Genomic DNA, 16,984 nt, shown 5'->3' on the forward strand with positions numbered 1-16,984 from the left:
GCTCACAAGTTGTACTGCTTGCGTTTGCGGTACAGCGTCGAAGCATCGATGCCCAGGGTTTTGGCCGCTTGATCCAGCGTGTCGGCGGTGGCGAGGACCGCGCCGATGTGAGCCTTTTCCAGCTCATCCAGGCTCAGCGCTGCGCCGATGCGCGGTGCGTTGTTGACCGGGGTTTCGGCCATGCCCAGATGACTGATCTCGACCCGCTCCTGCGGACAGATGATGCTCGCGCGCTCGATCACGTTGCGCAGTTCACGGATGTTGCCTGGCCAGCGATAGCCCAGCAGGGCTTCCCGGGCCTCGTCGCTCAACGCGCGCGCGGGACGGGCATACTCCTTGACGAAACGCGCCAGGAAACGATCGGCCAGGTTGAGAATATCTTCACGGCGTTCGCGTAGTGGCGGCAGGTGCAGGGTAATGACATTCAGGCGATAGAGCAGGTCTTCACGGAAACGACCATCGCGGACCATGTCCTCGAGGTTGAGGTTGGTGGCTGCAAGGATGCGCACATCGGCACGGCGGGTCACCGGATCACCGACGCGCTCATATTCTTTGTCCTGAATGAAACGCAGCAATTTCGGCTGCAATGTCAGCGGAAAGTCGCCGATTTCGTCGAGAAACAGCGTCCCGCCATCCGCCTGGTTGACTCGGCCCAGGGTGCTTTCGCTGGCACCGGTGAAGGCGCCGCGACTGTGGCCGAAGAGTTCGCTTTCCATAAGCTCGGCGGTCAGCGACGGGCAGTTGATCGTGACGCAGGATTTCTTCGCGCGTTTGCTCCAGCCGTGAATGGCTTGGGACAGCTCGCCCTTGCCGGTGCCGGACTCACCGAGGATCAGGATATTGGCATCGGTCGTGGCCACCTGGCGCGCGGTTTCGAGTACCACTTTCATGGCCGGGCTGTGGGAGTCCAGACCATCCTTGGGCTTGCGCACTTCACCTTCCAGGGCTTCCAGCCGCGCCGACAGCTGCCGCACTTCCAGTTGCTTGGCGGTTGCCAAGCGCAATTGATCGGGGCTGCACGGCTTGACCAGATAGTCGGCGGCACCGGCCTGAATCGCATCCACCGCCGTGTCGACGGCTGAGTGTGCAGTGACGATCACCACCCGCATCCAGGGCGCCTGGATACGCATCTGGGCCAGCACATCCAGGCCGTTGTCTTCACCCAGACGCAAATCGAGGAAGCACAGGTCGAAGACCTGGCGCTGCAACAGGGCTTCGGCCTGCGCGGCGCTGGTGGCGGTGGCCACGCTGTAGCCTTCGTCTTCGAGGCAGTAACGGAAAGTACGCAGGATGGCGGACTCATCATCCACCAGCAGAATGCGGCCTTGGTGCTCAGTGGCTGATTCCATTTTCCTACGCTCCTTAATGAATGATCTTGATTTAGTCCCGGAGAAATCGGGCAAGTTGCATGATTGATTCTGAGCCATTCCTGTCGTGGCAGGGTAGCTTTCATCCGATGTATCGGTTTGCCTGCTGATTTAGCGGGTCTTTTAATAGAAGCCCGGTTTCCGACATCGGCCAGCGTGTATTTCTGACATCCGCGTCCTCCTCTCAATTCAAAAAATTTACGCCTTCATTCAAATGAATCGTGCAATACGCACGACTGCACAAGGGGCATCGTGCAGGATGCGTACGATGTGATTTCTTTGATGATCTTAAGATATTGATATTAAAGGAAATTAATTCATTTCAATGCTGGCATGCGGGCTGCAATTGTCTGGTTGACCAGGGCATTCAAAAACAAGCGCCCGCTATCGAATACCGACCCGAGTGGTAGGAGCTCCAGGATGAACCGTCAACGTGCCGCCCACCTGCACCTCTCGCCTGTGCATATTCAGCAAGGACTGTTTGCTGTACTGGCGCTGTTGCTCACTCTCATCGGCGGCCAACAGTTTCTGCGCTGGGAGCAGAGTCAGCAGCCGCAAGCGCCACACCTGTCGATTCAGCATCCGACCCAAACCCATTTCAGTGCTGTTGGCAGCCTTCAGGCCGATAGCACCCCGATGCGCATGATGGACGTCGACCAGGCCGCGCCTGCTGGCGAGATACGTCATCAGGAGCGCTGGGTGTTCTAGGTAAAAAAATTCCGCCGCAGCGATGTGCCGGGAAATGCAACACCTCTAAATAGAAGCGTAAGGAGAATCACCATGTTGAGCTGGGCAATCACATTCCTGATCATTGCCATCATCGCTGCAGTACTGGGCTTCGGTGGTATCGCGGGCACCGCCACGGGAATCGCCAAGATTCTGTTTGTCGTGTTCCTGGTGATGTTCATTGCTTCCTTCTTCTTTGGCCGTCGCGGTCGAGGCTGACATGAACGGTTTGTTCAAGACAATGGCAGCCGCCCTGCTATCAGGGCGGTAGTGCCACGGCATGCGGGCTGAGGTTGCTCTCCGGCATGCCTGAGGCCTTCATGCAAGGCTTGTCGATAGAACAGAATTTGTACACGAAGGAGGTCACAGCGCCTCTTTCTATCTGCGTCACCTGAGGAAGGCTGGCGCATGACCAAGGGGTCGGGACGTTCTGCCTGTTTCAGGGGTGGAGTGACCTACGGGTACAGGGAGTACCTGCGTAAGGGCCGGGTCAGGAAAAGCTGCTGCGCAAGTTCGCCGGACCACCATGGCTCGACGAGCTTGCGAAGGGCTGGATCATGCAACACATTGAAATAGAGCGTTCGTCTCGATTTCATCACTGTTATCGCATCCTTGTCCCTGTTACGCCGGAAATTACTTTTCCCGGTGTTTCACAGGCGACCGTATATCGAGAAAAATCCCTTTTTTTTGGCCACGATTTTTCGCTTTGTCCTGCGGGATTCTGCTGAAAAATCAACGCTCGGCCACTGCTCAAAAAACATTCAATCTGCTCTGTGATGACCGGTTCACGGCACTTATGCCTGCCGAAATGTCGCATTCGAACCGATTGCGACGTCGCATTCAGTGAAAAAACCTCATGCCGATTCGGCATAGGGTAGGCGTTTACGGCATTAGACGGCGCTTCCTTGCATCGGAATAGTTGCGCCTTTTTTCGCCTGCCAGAGAGCCGCAAACACGCGTTCCGGGGCACCTTATACGGGGGGTAGATGCACTAGACTTTTTCGCCACGAGCGTTCCAGTTCGCGCATCTCCCTGAGTCAAACGCAAGTAAGGGTAAAGATATGAAGAAGGCAAAGCTTAGCCTCGCCTGGCAGATCCTCATCGGTCTGGTATTGGGGATAGCAATCGGTGCGCTGCTCAACCATTTCAGTGCCGAAAAAGCCTGGTGGATCAGCAACGTCCTGCAACCAGCAGGCGATATCTTTATCCGTCTGATCAAGATGATCGTGATCCCGATCGTCATCTCCTCTTTGATCGTCGGCATTGCCGGCGTCGGTGACGCCAAGAAGCTGGGGCGCATCGGCTTCAAGACCATCATCTACTTCGAAATCGTCACCACCATCGCCATCGTGGTCGGTCTGCTGCTGGCCAACCTGTTCCATCCGGGTGCCGGCATCGACATGAGCACCCTGGGCACTGTGGACATTTCCAAGTACCAGGCGACTGCCGCCGAGGTCCAGCATGAACACGCGTTCATCGAAACCATCCTCAACCTGATCCCGTCGAACATCTTCGCGGCCATGGTTCGCGGCGAAATGCTGCCGATCATCTTCTTCTCCGTATTGTTCGGTCTTGGGCTGTCGAGCCTGCAGGCGGACCTGCGCGAGCCGCTGGTGAAGATGTTCCAGGGCGTGTCGGAAAGCATGTTCAAGGTCACTCACATGATCATGAACTACGCCCCGATCGGCGTGTTCGCACTGATCGCGGTGACCGTGGCCAACTTCGGTTTCGCGTCGCTGTTGCCGCTGGCCAAACTGGTGATCCTGGTTTATTTCGCCATCGCTTTCTTCGCGTTCGTGATCCTGGGCCTGATCGCCCGCCTGTTCGGCTTCTCGGTGATCAAGCTGATGCGCATCTTCAAGGATGAGCTGGTACTGGCCTACTCCACCGCCAGCTCCGAAACCGTGCTGCCGCGCGTGATCGAGAAGATGGAAGCCTACGGCGCACCGAAAGCCATTTGCAGCTTCGTGGTACCGACCGGTTACTCGTTCAACCTCGACGGTTCGACCCTGTACCAAAGCATTGCGGCGATCTTCATTGCCCAGCTGTATGGCATCGACCTGTCGATCAGCCAGCAACTGCTGCTGGTCCTGACGTTGATGGTCACCTCCAAAGGCATCGCCGGCGTACCGGGCGTGTCCTTCGTGGTCCTGCTGGCTACCCTCGGCAGCGTCGGTATTCCACTGGAAGGCCTGGCGTTCATCGCCGGTGTCGACCGCGTCATGGACATGGCCCGTACCGCACTGAACGTGATCGGCAACGCCCTGGCCGTTCTGGTTATCGCTCGTTGGGAAGGCATGTACGACGATGCCAAGGGCCAGCGTTACTGGAACTCCCTGCCGCACTGGCGTAGCAAGGAAAAACTGCCGGCGGGTGAAACCTCCAGCAACTGATACAAAATCTGTGGGAGCGAGCTTGCTCGCGATGACCGACTAAAGCCGACATTGATGTCGACTGATACACCGCTATCGCGAGCAATCGAGCGTCGACCGGCTGCTCCCACAGTGATCTACGAAAGCCGCACCAGACAAACCCCGGAGAAATCCGGGGTTTGTCGTTTCTGGCCACCCCGCTATCATTCGCGGATCTTTTGGGGGATTTGACTGATGCTCAATGGCCTTTGGCTTGGCTTCTTCATCGTGGCAGCCGTTTCAGCGCTGGCGCAGTGGCTGATTGGCGGCAACGCCGGGATATTCGCGGCGATGGTGGAGAGCATTTTTGCCATGGCCAAGCTGTCGGTCGAGGTCATGGTGCTGCTGTTCGGCACCCTCACCCTCTGGCTGGGTTTTCTGCGCATTGCCGAGAAGGCCGGCATCGTCGAATGGTTGGCCAAGGCCTTGGGACCGTTGTTTTTGCGTCTGATGCCTGAAGTCCCGCCGGGTCATCCGGCCATCGGCCTGATCACCCTGAACTTCGCCGCCAACGGCCTCGGTCTGGACAACGCCGCCACGCCTATCGGCCTCAAGGCCATGAAAGCGCTGCAAGAACTCAACCCCAGCGCTACCGTCGCCAGCAACGCACAGATCCTGTTCCTGGTGCTCAATGCCTCTTCGCTGACCTTGCTGCCGGTGACCATCTTCATGTATCGCGCCCAGCAAGGCGCGCCTGACCCGACGCTGGTGTTCCTGCCGATCCTGCTGGCGACCAGTTGCTCGACCATTGTCGGCTTCCTGTCGGTGGCGTTCATGCAGCGCCTGCGCGTCTGGGATCCGGTGGTGCTGGCCTACCTGATCCCCGGCGCCCTCGCCCTCGGTGGTTTCATGGCGTTGCTGGCGACCCTTTCGGCGACCGCGCTGGCCGGCTTGTCATCGATCCTCGGCAACCTGACGCTGTTTGGCCTGATCATGCTGTTCCTGCTGATCGGCGCGCTGCGCCAAGTGAAGGTCTACGAGGCCTTCGTTGAAGGTGCCAAGGAGGGTTTCGACGTCGCCAAGAACCTGCTGCCTTATCTGGTGGCGATGCTCTGCGCGGTGGGTGTCCTGCGGGCCTCCGGGGCGCTGGACTTCGGCCTGGACGGGATTCGTCATCTGGTGGCGTGGGCCGGTTGGGACACGCGCTTCGTCGATGCGCTGCCGACGGCGATGGTCAAACCCTTCTCCGGCAGTGCCGCCCGGGCGATGCTGATTGAAACCATGAAGACCTCGGGCGTGGACAGCTTCCCGGCGCTGGTCGCGGCGACAATCCAGGGCAGTACCGAAACGACGTTCTATGTGCTGGCGGTGTACTTCGGTGCCGTGGGCATCCAGCGTGCACGCCATGCGGTTGGCTGCGCCTTGCTGGCGGAGTTTGCCGGGGTGCTGGGTGCAATCGGCGTCTGCTACTGGTTCTTTGGTTGATCGGCGCCGTCAGCCAGCGTCTTGAGCGCGGCCTTGCGCTCATCCGTCGGCAAGCTGCCGAGCTTTTCCACGGCGACATAGAACCTGGGCCAATCGCCATCCATCTGATGGAATAGCGCGTCAAATGCCGGTACCCACTGGTCGTACAAGCCAAACGGCAATAGCCGGGCATTGTTCATGGGGGCATGGATCCAGGTGTCGTAGCGTTTGTCTCCAGCCCACTGGCTGTCGCGCAGTTGCCGGTATTCACTGCGCAAGCGCTCGAACTCGGCCGCCTTGCGCTGGCGCATTTGTTCGGTTGGCAACGGCAAGGCGTAGAGCTTTTCCAGCCGGGCGCGGGTGTCCAGCACCAACTCTGTAAACTGGTCGCGCTGACGCGCCTGTGCATTGTTATCCGGTGGCAGGTGGCGATAGGCACGCCATTGGCGGGTACCTTCCTGCTCGACGAAGGTGGCAAAGGATTCGTTGAACTCCGTGTCGTCCTTTACATAGACGCGCTGATGGGCCAGCTCGTGAAAGATCAGCGTGGCCAGTCGCTCATCCCCCCAGCCCATCATCGAACTGATGATCGGGTCGTTGAACCAGCCGAGTGTCGAATAGGCCTCGACGCCGCCAATCGACACGTCCATGCCCTGCAAGCGTTGCAAGGCTGCTTCGCCGCGCGCTGCGCTCTGACTGTAGTACCCGCGGTAGGCCACGCAGCCGGCAATGGGAAAGCAGTGGTTTACAGGCTTGAGGGAAAATTCCGGCGTGACGAAGACATTCCAGACGACGAAGGGACGGCCAATGTCCGCGTACAAGCGGTAACTTTGGTTATCCGGCAGGTGCAATTGCCGGCTGGCGAACGTTCGGGCCTTTTGTGATTGCTCCAGGTGTATACGCAGTTTCTGGTCGCGCGCCGGGTCGGCAATCACGCTGGAAACCGGCTCCCTGTCCCGCAGCAACTGCAGTTGGCCGCTGGCCAGTTGGCTGTAATAGCTGATGCTGGTGCAACCGTTGAGCAACAAAAACAGCACGCCCGGAAACAAAACGCGAAAAACGCGATCAAGTAACCCAAGGCTAGGAAGCGGCCTGATCACAATAATTCTTCCTTGGAGAGTCTTCCCGCAAGACTATCCCGCCTGACTGGAGCTCCGCTATGCGCACGATGATACTGACAGGAAGTCTGCTGTTGCTGGCCGGCTGTGCCGGATTCGGTTTACCCCGCCCTGATCCTGCGCAAGCCTGGATCGACCTGGACTCGAAGCAAGAAGATACGGCGTTACAGGCACTGGAGGTCGATGACAAGGCTACCGACGACAAGCGCTACTTCGAGGTTCAGCCCGGTAGCCATGAATTGACAGTCCGCTACCAGTTTCCGGTGCAGCCCACCAACATCGGCCCCGACGCCGAGCCGTTGTGGCGCGATTGTCAGCTGAACGTGAAATTCAAGGATTTCAACGCCGGCGAACGTTATCAACTGCAAGCGGGGAACATTGGTTTTCGGCCGTGGGCCAAGCTCTATGATCAGCAGCGAAAAGTGATCGGCCATGGCACCCCTGCGGGCTGCCAACGAACCTGATCGGCGTTATGCTGGGTGCATATCCCCTGGGACATCCATCATGCGCAGGTTGATGCTGTTACTCGCCGTCGGTGTTGTCGCGGGCTGTCAAAGCCCGATGCCGACACCTGATCCAAAAATGGCCTGGGTTGATTTTTCGACGCCCTTCCCTAACGACAAGTTGTTGATGGCTGAACGCCTGGACAAACAACGATTGCCCGATGGGCGTTATTTTGAAGTGATGCCCGGCAGCCACGAACTGATCGTGCGTTTCGACTTTGAAGTCCCCGGCGGCGGATTGGGCATGATGAGCGGTCCCTCTGAACGGCTGTGCTACCTGACCATCCGTTACGATCATTTCGAAGCCGGTCAGCGTTATGTGCTCGAGGGCCGCTCCATTGCGCTTACCCCCGGCGCCCGGCTGTACAACGCCAAGCGCGAGATCGTCGCTGAAGACGTCGAAGCCTACTGCCTGATGTGAGATGTCAGCGGTCGTTCTTCTGGTAGATGATTTTTTTGGTGCCGTTTTCGCACGAGCCAACGACCATGTTCTGGTCGTGCACTTCGTCGTTGGTGACGATTTCAAGCGTGTAGGAAGTGACGCCACTGGCCTGGATCTTGGCTTCGATCTCGGCCTTGAGTTCTTCGCAGGGTTTCGGTGCTGCAAGGGCCGACGTGGCCAGTGCGCAACAGATAACCGCCAAGGTAAAACGTTTCATGGTTGAAGCTCCTTTGAGGCAGCACGCCTATACACGGGTTTTCGCTGCTGTCATTTATTCGACCATATTATTAGCGGGCAAATCTGTCACGACGCAAAAAAGATCGCAGCCTTGGGCATCTCTTGCCGAATGATCCCGGCAGGTTGCGCAAGGCTGCGATCTTTTCGATTCAATGAAGATCTAGCTGACCAATGTTGCCTCCAGGCTGATCTTTGCATTCAGCACTTTGGACACCGGGCAGCCCTCTTTGGCCTTGTTGCTGAGTTCTTCGAACTGCGCCTGGCTGGCCCCGGGGATTTTCGCCTGCAGAATCAATTTCACTGCGGTGATCGCAAAACCGCCGTCCACTTGATCCAGAGTGACTTCTGCCTGGGTATCGATGCTATCGGCCTTCAGGCCGGCGTCACCGAGGATCATGGAGAACGCCATGGAGAAACAGCCGGCGTGGGCTGCGCCGATCAACTCTTCCGGGTTGGTGCCCCGGCCGCCTTCGAAGCGTGCCTTGAAGCCGTAGGGGGCTTCCCGGAGCACTCCGGTTTCTGTGGAAATCGAGCCGATGCCGGTTTTCAGGTCACCTTCCCAATGGGCCGATGCTTTCTTGACGATAGCCATGCCAGTCTCCTAAAGGTCGGCGCGAAAGGTCACGCCTGCAGGGTTTTCGGTTGCCAGGGTTGTGAGGATAGACGAAGGGTCAAAGTTCACTTCGTCCGATCAATCTGCTTTTTTCGCGGGATTTTTTACCTGGCTATTGAAACTCGGGTATATGCCCACATTGCATGAACACGCTTTAGGATTCGGCAGGTTTGCGTTCGCAAGAACAAACCTGCGCCCTCAATTGGAGAAGCAGGTTTATGAAACGACTGTCCGATATCAAGTTCTCGACCCTCGATCTGGTGCCGGTGCGCGAGAACGGCAGCGCGGCCCAGTCGCTGCGCAACTCGCTGGACCTGGCGCAGCATGTCGAGAAGTTCGGTTACAACCGCTTCTGGGTGGCTGAACACCACAACATGGACGGCATCGCCAGTTCCGCGACCTCGGTACTGCTCGGTTATCTGGCCGGTGGTACATCGACCATTCGAGTCGGTTCAGGCGGGGTGATGTTGCCCAACCACGCACCCTTGGTGATTGCCGAGCAGTTCGGCACCCTGGAAAGCCTTTATCCGGGCCGGATTGATCTGGGCCTGGGGCGCGCCCCCGGTTCCGACCAGATGACCGCACGTGCATTGCGCCGCGAGCGCTCCGGCAGTGCCGACGACTTCCCGGAAGATGTGGCGGAACTGGTGCGCTACCTCGGGCCACGTACCCCGGATCAGCGGATCATCGCCATGCCGGGAACCGGAACCAATGTGCCGGTCTGGTTGTTGGGATCGAGCCTGTTCAGTGCACAGCTGGCCGGTGAGCGCGGTTTGCCCTACGCCTTCGCTTCGCATTTCGCGCCGCGCTACATGCATGAAGCGATTCGGGTCTACCGCAATCACTTCAAGCCCTCAGCCGTTTTGGATAAACCCTACGTAATGCTCGGCGTGCCATTGGTGGCAGCCGATACCGACGAGCAGGCCGATTACCTGGCAACTTCGGTGTTCCAGCGGATTCTCGCCCTGATGCGCGGCCAAAGCCTGGTACAGCGTCCGCCGGTGAAGACCATGGACGGCCTGTGGCTGCCCCATGAGAAAGAGGCTGTGCACGACTTTCTGGGTCTGGCCATGATTGGCAGCCCACAGAAAATCCGCGCCAAACTCGAGGTCCTGATCGAACAGACCCAGGCTGACGAGCTGATTTTCACCTGTGACCTGTACGAGCATGCGGATCGCCTGCATTCCTACGAGCTGCTGGCGCAGGTCATGCGCGGCTGATACACAAACGACAGGCATGAAAAAGCCGGCGCCAGGGCGTCGGCTTTTTCTTTCAGGCGAGAATCGGCCTACTTTTTATAGACGATTACTTTGGCGCCCTTTTCGCATTTACCAACAACTTTTCCGCCAGCGGCGCTACCTTTATCGACAATCTCCAGCGAATAACCGGAAACGCCCTTGGCATCAAGTTTCGCTGCGATTTCGGCTTTCAACTCTTCGCATGGCTTGCCACCATCCGCCAATGCGGTCCCCGCAAGGCTCAACAAACCTACTACCAACATAAACTTCTTCATCGGTTGCATTCCCTGGTCGGATCATAGGGGTAACCAGCCGTCAGCCGGACGCACTCATGCAGCGCTTTGCCCTTCCCTATGGCATTCGGCTGGCGTGCAAGTTCAGAAGATTAGCCCAAAGTCAGCTGCTGGCAATCCGGAATCCGACTTTCAGGGTCACCTGAAAGTGCGCAGCCTTGCCGTCCCTGATGTGCCCACGGGTCTCGGTGACTTCAAACCATTCCATGTACTTGATGCTTTTGCTGGCTTCGGTCAGGGCGTTGTTGATCGCATCTTCGATACTGCTGGTGGACGAGCCGACCAGCTCGACTTTCTTGTAGGTGTGATGGTCAGACATGGCGTTCTCCTTGGCGTGTGAATTACAGCCTAGCAGTGATTTTTCCTATTTCTTCTGTTGGCCGTTCTGAGAGTGAAGTTCAGATTTTCTGCACTTTCTCGAACCTCTGAAGTCCCAACCAACACACGCCACTCATCACCAATGCAGGAGAGCCACCATGGCCAACACCTCGTTACGCAAAGCCTCATTGCAAAGCATGGAAGCCGAGATCGAGAGTCTGCTCAAGTCTTTGGAAAGCCTGAAGGACGACGCCTCGGACGAGTCGCGTAAAACCCTCAAGACCCTGAAAAGCAACGCCGAGAATGCCTTGAAGCACTCGCGCCATCTGCTGGCCGACGCCTATGAAGAGGTCAAGGTCAAAACCCGCGAAACAGGGATTGCCACCCGGGACTACGCCCAGGAGCACCCCTGGACTACAGCCGGTGTCGCCGTGGGCGCATTGGGCCTGCTGGCCGCTTATCTATTGTGCAAGCGCGATTAATCTACCCGGCGCAGCTCGTTTTTCAGCCACTGCGCCAGTTGCCGGGCGCGTCCGTCCGCGGCGCGCTTGGGTAGCCACAACGCCAGTTGTGCCGGGGTTTCACTGAAGCCCCATGGCGCAACCAGGCGGCCGGCCTTCAAGTCCTCCGCCACCAAGGGTTCGGGGGCAATCGCCACGCCCAGCCCCGCGACGGCGGCTTCCAGCAAGTAATACAAATGTTCGAATCCCTGACCGTACTTCAGTGCCCTGGCGTCGAGGCCGCATTGTTGCGCCCAGTTTGGCCAGGCTTGCGGGCGTGAGGTGGTGTGCAGCAAGGGTTCGTACAGCAGTGCGCTTTCCGGCGCTTGCTTGAGCCGCTCGTAGCCGGCGAACCGAGGGCTCATGACCGGACCGATACGTTCGCTGGCCAGTTCGAAAACCTGCATGTCCGCCGGCCAGGGGGGCTCGGCAAAGACCAGCAAGGCATCCAGTCCCGGTCTTCGCGGATCGAGATCGCCTTCTCCGGCCGACAGGTGCAGGCGCAGGTCCGGCAGGTCGGCATTGAGTCTCCCCAGTCGCGGAATAAACCAGCGCGCCAGCAGGCTTCCCGAACAACCGAGCACGAACGGAGCATCGGCCGTGCTTTGTGTGAGTTCCGCGCAGACGCTGCGCAGGTGCTCGAAGGCTTCACTGCTGGCGTCACGCAGGCGCAAGCCGGCATCTGTGAGTTTCAGGCCGCGACCGTCCTTGATGAACAGGCTGACGCCGAGGTGTTCTTCAAGCACCTTGAGCTGCCGGCTGACCGCACCATGGGTGACATGCAGCTGCTCGGCGGCCTGACTGACGCTGTTCAAGCGGGCAGTGGCTTCGAAGGCGCGAAGCGCATTCAGCGGAGGAAGGTCATGGCTCATGGGATCTGTGAGTTTTCCTGACAGGTTGTGGCGATCTTATCGGTTTTCAGGCCGGGGCGTCAGGGGTAGAGTGAAGCCCACTATCTCTTTATGCATCACTTCACGCATTCAACTGGAGCGCCAAATGACCCAGACTAATCTGCGCAACGGCCCTGATGCCAACGGCCTGTTTGGCGCGTTCGGTGGCCGCTATGTCGCCGAAACCCTGATGCCGTTGATCCTCGACCTGGCCCGTGAATATGAGTTGGCCAAGGAAGATCCTGCATTCAAGGAAGAACTGGCCTACTTCCAGCGCGACTACGTCGGACGTCCAAGCCCGTTGTACTTCGCCGAGCGTCTGACCGAGTTCTGTGGCGGCGCGAAGATCTATCTCAAGCGCGAAGAGCTGAACCACACCGGCGCGCACAAGATCAACAACTGCATCGGCCAGATCCTGCTGGCGCGGCGCATGGGCAAGAAGCGCATCATCGCCGAGACCGGCGCCGGCATGCACGGCGTGGCGACGGCCACCGTGGCTGCGCGTTTCGGCCTGGATTGCGTGATCTACATGGGCACCACTGACATCGAACGCCAGCAGGCCAACGTGTTCCGCATGAAGCTGCTGGGCGCCGAGGTTATCCCGGTGGTCGCCGGCACCGGCACGCTGAAGGATGCAATGAACGAAGCCCTGCGTGACTGGGTGACCAACGTCGACAGCACCTTCTACCTGATCGGCACCGTGGCCGGTCCGCACCCTTACCCGGCGATGGTCCGCGACTTCCAGGCCGTGATCGGCAAGGAAACCCGCGAGCAGTTGCAAGCCCAGGAAGGTCGCCTGCCGGACAGCCTGGTAGCGTGCATTGGCGGTGGCTCCAACGCCATGGGCCTGTTCCATCCGTTCCTGGACGACAAGAGTGTCGAGATCATCGGCGTTGAAGCGGCCGGTTACGGCATCGAGACCGGCAAGCATGCGGCCAGCCTGAACGGCGGCGTTCCAGGCGTGCTGCATGGCAACCGCACGTTCCTGCTGCAGGACGACGATGGCCAGATCATCGATGCCCACTCGATCTCCGCCGGCCTCGACTACCCGGGCATCGGCCCGGAGCACGCCTGGTTGCACGACATCGGCCGCGTTCAGTACACCTCGGTGACTGACGACGAAGCCCTCGCCGCATTCCACCAGTGCTGCCGCCTGGAAGGGATCATCCCGGCCCTGGAAAGCGCCCATGCCCTGGCTGAAGTATTCAAGCGTGCACCGACCCTGCCAAAGGATCACCTGATGGTGGTCAACCTGTCCGGCCGTGGCGACAAAGACATGCAGACCGTGATGCACCACATGGAACACTCTCAACACGAGCAATCCAAGCAGGAGAAACACTGATGAGCCGCCTGCAAACGCGTTTTGCCGAACTCAAGGAACAGAACCGCGCCGCCCTGGTGACTTTCGTGACCGCTGGCGACCCGGGCTATGACACCTCCCTGGCCATCCTCAAGGGCTTGCCGGCGGCTGGCGCCGATGTGATCGAGTTGGGCATGCCCTTCACCGACCCGATGGCTGACGGGCCGGCTATCCAGCTCGCCAACATCCGTGCGTTGGGTGCCAAGCAGAATCTGGCGAAAACCCTGCAAATGGTTCGCGAGTTCCGCCAGGACAACAACGAAACGCCGCTGGTGCTGATGGGGTATTTCAACCCGATCCACATGTACGGTGTACCGCGCTTCATCGCCGAAGCCAAAGAGGCCGGCGTTGATGGCCTGATCGTGGTCGACCTGCCGCCGGAGCATAACGGCGAGCTGTGTGACCCGGCGCAGGCTGCGGGCCTGGACTTCATCCGCCTGACCACGCCGACCACCGACGATGTGCGCCTGCCGACCGTTCTCAACGGCAGCTCCGGTTTCGTCTACTACGTCTCGGTGGCCGGTGTGACCGGCGCCGGTGCCGCCACGCTGGAACACGTCGAGGAAGCGGTCGCCCGTCTGCGCCGCCATACCGACCTGCCGATCAGCATCGGTTTCGGTATCCGGACTCCGGAACAGGCAGCGTCCATTGCACGCCTGGCTGATGGCGTGGTGGTGGGCTCGGCGTTGATCGATCACATCGCCAATGCCACGTCCCCGGAACAAGCCGTGGATGGCGTGCTGAGCCTGTGCTCGGCATTGGCCGAAGGCGTGCGTAAGGCCCGCGTGAGCTGAAGGCAACGCTCCTGATTAAGAGACTGAACAGCAAAACGCTGTAAACCTTGTGGGAGCGAGCTTGCTCCTACAAGGTTGCGGGTCAAGGCAACTCTATGCCGCCTGCTGCCTTGTGCAGTTTGCGCAGGTGCTCGCCGATCTGCTTCACGTTGGCTTCGTTGGCAGCCATTTCGGCGGCACGACCCGGTTCGAGCAACGCTCTCACCTCCTTGTCCAGGTCTCCGGACAGCGCCAGCAGCTGCTTCTGGCGCTGGCTGCTTTCCGATTCCAGATGCTCCCACTCGCTCGGCTGTGGCAAGCCATAACCGTTGGTGCCCAGCAGTTCCGCAGGACGGCTGAGGAAGCCACTGTTGGCGAGAATGTCCTTGAGCGTCTCGTTGGCCTTGTCCATGCCGCCATTTTGCAGTTCCCGGGCGCCCAGATAGCGCTGCTTCACTTCATCCTGAGCCAGCAGCAACTGCTGACGGAAACTGGCCTGTTCCAGCAGGAGCAACGCCGCGCTGGTGCGCAGGTCCGCCTGCTCGAACCATTGCCGACGTTCCGCGGCTTTCAAGTCCAGCCACTCTTCGACGGTTTCCTGTTTGATCGGCAAGTGCTTTTTCAGGATTTCGAACATCGCCTGATAGCGTTCGCGGAAGGAATCGAAACGATAACCCAGGCGCAAGGCTTCCCGCGGATCGTCCAGCACACTGGTGTCTGCCAGCCCTCGACCTTTGAGCACTTCCAGCAAACCGTTGGGCATGATGTTGTCGAGCCCTACCAGTTTCGGGTTGTTGGTGCCGCCACGCAGCAATTTCAGTTCTTCCACTGCGCAGTTGTTCGACAGGAAGAAGTAGTTGCCGTCGTAGCTCCAGTGCATCTCGGCAGCACGTTCCACCACGTCTTCAATTTCTGTGCGCGACAGGTTCAGGGGCACGGAGGCCAGGCTGCGCAGTTCGGTCTTGGTATATTCGTCGATGACCTGGGACAGCGGCAGGATAAACAACCGCGACGGGTATTTGCCGACCAGGCCATCCCAGCTCGACAACTGTACGTCGCCGACGAAGGCGCGATACGACAGCACCAGATGCTGGTCCAGGTCCAGCCGACAATCCGGGCCACGGGGGCGGCCCGGCGCGCAGATCACCAGACGCAGCATGCTGTGGCCCCAGCGGCTGAACAGGTTCTGGTTGGCCTCGGCCAGCAGATAGTCAACGGCATAGACCCGCTCCGGATCGACCTGCCCCAGCGGTGTCTTGGCGAAGTCGTTGCCGGCATTGAGGAACGCGACGGTTTTGCTGCAGGTATCACTGGCGGCAGGTGCCCAGCCGAAATGCTCTTTGTAGTAGCGATACAGTGCGGGACGGCGGCAGGCGTAGCTCGGGTCGAGGAGGAAATACTCCATGTTGACCGCGACGAACTCCTTGGGACTGCTGGTCTCGTAGATATCCGGACTGCGGGCGATCTGGCGATTGTGCTGTTCGCGTTCACCCCGACGGCCTACGTATTGCTGCCAGCCGGCCAGGTCGAGCAGGCGCGGATCGTCGCTGAGGGTAAAGCGCCGATCGGACTGGCCCCGACATTGGTCGGGTATGCCAACCAGCCCTGAGCTGTTGTTGCGCCGGGTGCAGCGCTGAATCAGCTTGCGCTCGTCATCCGGCCACAGGCGCGAACGGTCGTAGATGTGAGTCAGCTCGTGCAACACAGTGGCCAGCATTTCCCGGCGCACGGTGCCATGGGGGCGATGGGTTTTTTTGCTCGCGGCGCTGCCATCGGTGAGGCCGTCCAGCAGGTTGCGGTTCAGATCGAGCTGGGACACCAGCGATGCCTGGCCGTAGGCATTGCGCGGCATGTCATCGGTCCAGCCGACGACGATACGCCGGTCCATTTGCTCGATGAAGCGTGGTGGCAGCGCCTGCATGGCTTCATCAAGCAACGCCTGGCTGGCTTGCTGTTGCGCGGGCGTCAGGCCTTCGGTCTTGAGTTGTAACTGCAGGCCTGCGTGGGCCGTGTTGCCGAGCAGCAACAGGGCCCCGGTCAGCAGCCAGGCGCGTGGACACCTCACAGTGCGAGGATGGCTTCGGCGAGATCCTGATCGCTGGCGTCGCGCGCTTCCGGCACGCGGGTGCGCAGCAAGTTGAAAGCGGACTCCAGGTGAGCGCCACGAATGTCGCCATCGCTGGCGACGAAACTGGCGGCGTCGTCCTGGGCTTCGCGTACGATTTTCGAATCGCGAATGGACGTGGTGGTGTCGGAGGTGAAATCGAGGGTGCGCTGGGTCGCACGGATCAGGATGTTACTGGTGGCAACCAGAGTATGTGCCTGGGCCACATCGGCCAACAGCAACAGGCCGAGGATGGCAGCAATCAGCGGGTTACGCATGGAACGAACTCCAGAAAAGCAGGGATAACTATTGGACGAGAATTGCTTGCGCCAGTTCAAGGTCGCTGGCATGAAGTTTTGCCTGGGTCTGGCGCAGATACCGAAGGGCCGACTCCAATCGTGCGCCTCTCAGTTGGCCGTCACTGGCAATGAATGCCGCGGCATCATCGTGGGCGGCGAGCAGTAGTTTATGGTCGAAGGGGGCGGAGGTCACGAGGCTTGTGGCGTAACCACTGGCGACGGTGCCCTGGGTGGACAGGTTGAAGGCGTCATAAGCGTGGGCTGATGCGCAGTAACCGAGGGCGAGAAAGACTGGCGTGATCAGGAAGCGGGAAGGAAAACGCATGAGGCTCGACAGTTGAAAGTGAGTCCCAAGGCTAGCGCAAGGGCCGGTCTAGAGCCAGCGCCG

At 59.4% G+C, this 16,984-nt stretch carries 20 protein-coding genes; 10 read left to right on the forward strand and 10 right to left on the reverse strand.

Annotated features, from left to right (window positions below):
• Window positions 1–2: 2 nt before the first annotated feature.
• The gene (algB, locus tag C9422_RS04920; protein WP_007969783.1) at window positions 3–1,349 is read right to left on the reverse strand and encodes a sigma-54-dependent response regulator transcription factor AlgB; all 1,347 of its coding nucleotides are present in this window, start codon (window positions 1,347–1,349) and stop codon (window positions 3–5) included.
• Window positions 1,350–1,787: 438 nt separating this feature from the next.
• Here algB and C9422_RS04925 point away from each other — a divergent pair, with 438 nt between their 5' ends.
• From C9422_RS04925 to C9422_RS04940, 4 genes are all read left to right on the forward strand, one after another.
• Window positions 1,788–2,075, forward strand: a complete 288-nt coding sequence (locus C9422_RS04925; protein WP_116579874.1) for a hypothetical protein — start codon at window positions 1,788–1,790, stop codon at window positions 2,073–2,075.
• A gap of 72 nt (window positions 2,076–2,147) precedes the next feature.
• Window positions 2,148–2,312 carry a DUF1328 domain-containing protein gene (locus C9422_RS04930; RefSeq protein WP_003177151.1) on the forward strand — a complete coding sequence of 55 codons (165 nt, stop codon included), beginning with the start codon at window positions 2,148–2,150 and terminating at the stop codon, window positions 2,310–2,312.
• An 842-nt stretch (window positions 2,313–3,154) separates the two neighbouring features.
• Window positions 3,155–4,486: a glutamate/aspartate:proton symporter GltP gene (gene gltP / locus C9422_RS04935; RefSeq protein WP_007969779.1), complete on the forward strand. Its 1,332-nt coding sequence runs from the start codon at window positions 3,155–3,157 to the stop codon at window positions 4,484–4,486.
• Between the two features lie 213 nt (window positions 4,487–4,699).
• Window positions 4,700–5,929: a nucleoside recognition domain-containing protein gene (locus tag C9422_RS04940; protein WP_116579875.1), complete on the forward strand. Its 1,230-nt coding sequence runs from the start codon at window positions 4,700–4,702 to the stop codon at window positions 5,927–5,929.
• Here the strand turns inward: C9422_RS04940 and C9422_RS04945 are convergent.
• Window positions 5,911–7,008, reverse strand: coding sequence for an aminopeptidase (locus C9422_RS04945; RefSeq protein ID WP_116579876.1), 1,098 nt, complete (start codon window positions 7,006–7,008; stop codon window positions 5,911–5,913). The genes C9422_RS04940 and C9422_RS04945 overlap by 19 nt on opposite strands.
• A 59-nt stretch (window positions 7,009–7,067) precedes the next feature.
• Between C9422_RS04945 and C9422_RS04950 the strand changes: the two genes are divergently transcribed.
• Together C9422_RS04950 and C9422_RS04955 are read left to right on the forward strand one after the other, a co-directional pair.
• Entirely contained in the window at window positions 7,068–7,490 is a 423-nt protein-coding gene (locus C9422_RS04950; RefSeq protein ID WP_116579877.1) for a hypothetical protein, read from the forward strand.
• A gap of 40 nt (window positions 7,491–7,530) precedes the next feature.
• Window positions 7,531–7,950 carry a hypothetical protein gene (locus C9422_RS04955; RefSeq protein ID WP_116579878.1) on the forward strand — a complete coding sequence of 140 codons (420 nt, stop codon included), beginning with the start codon at window positions 7,531–7,533 and terminating at the stop codon, window positions 7,948–7,950.
• Between the two features lie 4 nt (window positions 7,951–7,954).
• Here the strand turns inward: C9422_RS04955 and C9422_RS04960 are convergent, their stop codons facing one another.
• Window positions 7,955–8,188 (reverse strand): DUF1161 domain-containing protein, encoded by a 234-nt coding sequence (locus C9422_RS04960; RefSeq protein WP_116579879.1) that lies wholly within the window; start codon window positions 8,186–8,188, stop codon window positions 7,955–7,957.
• Window positions 8,189–8,368: 180 nt separating this feature from the next.
• Window positions 8,369–8,800 carry an OsmC family protein gene (locus tag C9422_RS04965; RefSeq protein WP_116579880.1) on the reverse strand — a complete coding sequence of 144 codons (432 nt, stop codon included), beginning with the start codon at window positions 8,798–8,800 and terminating at the stop codon, window positions 8,369–8,371.
• 239 nt (window positions 8,801–9,039) lie between these two features.
• On the opposite strand from C9422_RS04965, the gene C9422_RS04970 reads away from it, so the two are divergent.
• Window positions 9,040–10,041 (forward strand): LLM class flavin-dependent oxidoreductase, encoded by a 1,002-nt coding sequence (locus tag C9422_RS04970; protein ID WP_116579881.1) that lies wholly within the window; start codon window positions 9,040–9,042, stop codon window positions 10,039–10,041.
• A 68-nt stretch (window positions 10,042–10,109) separates the two neighbouring features.
• Here C9422_RS04970 and C9422_RS04975 read toward each other — a convergent pair whose 3' ends face one another.
• Window positions 10,110–10,334, reverse strand: coding sequence for a DUF1161 domain-containing protein (locus C9422_RS04975; protein ID WP_116579882.1), 225 nt, complete (start codon window positions 10,332–10,334; stop codon window positions 10,110–10,112).
• 121 nt (window positions 10,335–10,455) lie between these two features.
• A complete protein-coding gene (locus C9422_RS04980; RefSeq protein WP_015092929.1) occupies window positions 10,456–10,671 on the reverse strand; it encodes a dodecin in 216 nt (71 codons plus the stop codon).
• 157 nt (window positions 10,672–10,828) lie between these two features.
• On the opposite strand from C9422_RS04980, the gene C9422_RS04985 reads away from it, so the two are divergent.
• A complete protein-coding gene (locus tag C9422_RS04985; protein ID WP_007969764.1) occupies window positions 10,829–11,152 on the forward strand; it encodes a YqjD family protein in 324 nt (107 codons plus the stop codon).
• On the opposite strand, the gene C9422_RS04990 is transcribed toward C9422_RS04985, so the two are convergent.
• Window positions 11,149–12,042, reverse strand: a complete 894-nt coding sequence (locus C9422_RS04990) for a LysR family transcriptional regulator (RefSeq protein ID WP_116579883.1) — start codon at window positions 12,040–12,042, stop codon at window positions 11,149–11,151. The genes C9422_RS04985 and C9422_RS04990 overlap by 4 nt on opposite strands.
• A 124-nt stretch (window positions 12,043–12,166) precedes the next feature.
• Here C9422_RS04990 and trpB point away from each other — a divergent pair, with 124 nt between their 5' ends.
• Both trpB and trpA read left to right on the forward strand, forming a co-directional pair.
• Window positions 12,167–13,402 carry a tryptophan synthase subunit beta gene (trpB, locus tag C9422_RS04995; protein WP_116579884.1) on the forward strand — a complete coding sequence of 412 codons (1,236 nt, stop codon included), beginning with the start codon at window positions 12,167–12,169 and terminating at the stop codon, window positions 13,400–13,402.
• A complete protein-coding gene (gene trpA / locus C9422_RS05000) occupies window positions 13,402–14,214 on the forward strand; it encodes a tryptophan synthase subunit alpha (RefSeq protein WP_015092933.1) in 813 nt (270 codons plus the stop codon). The genes trpB and trpA overlap by 1 nt, the downstream gene beginning before the upstream one ends.
• Before the next feature lie 82 nt (window positions 14,215–14,296).
• On the opposite strand, the gene C9422_RS05005 is transcribed toward trpA, so the two are convergent.
• From C9422_RS05005 to C9422_RS05015, 3 genes are read right to left on the reverse strand one after another with little or no spacing between them, the layout of a single operon-like run.
• Window positions 14,297–16,258, reverse strand: coding sequence for a DUF4105 domain-containing protein (locus C9422_RS05005; protein ID WP_116579885.1), 1,962 nt, complete (start codon window positions 16,256–16,258; stop codon window positions 14,297–14,299).
• Entirely contained in the window at window positions 16,255–16,575 is a 321-nt protein-coding gene (locus C9422_RS05010; RefSeq protein WP_007969755.1) for a DUF2388 domain-containing protein, read from the reverse strand. The genes C9422_RS05005 and C9422_RS05010 overlap by 4 nt, the downstream gene beginning before the upstream one ends.
• Window positions 16,576–16,603: 28 nt before the next feature.
• Window positions 16,604–16,921, reverse strand: coding sequence for a DUF2388 domain-containing protein (locus C9422_RS05015; protein WP_116579886.1), 318 nt, complete (start codon window positions 16,919–16,921; stop codon window positions 16,604–16,606).
• Between the last annotated feature and the right edge of the window lie 63 nt (window positions 16,922–16,984).

It is taken from the genome of Pseudomonas sp. B1(2018), assembly GCF_003097365.1.
Taxonomy (GTDB): domain Bacteria; phylum Pseudomonadota; class Gammaproteobacteria; order Pseudomonadales; family Pseudomonadaceae; genus Aquipseudomonas; species Aquipseudomonas laurylsulfatiphila.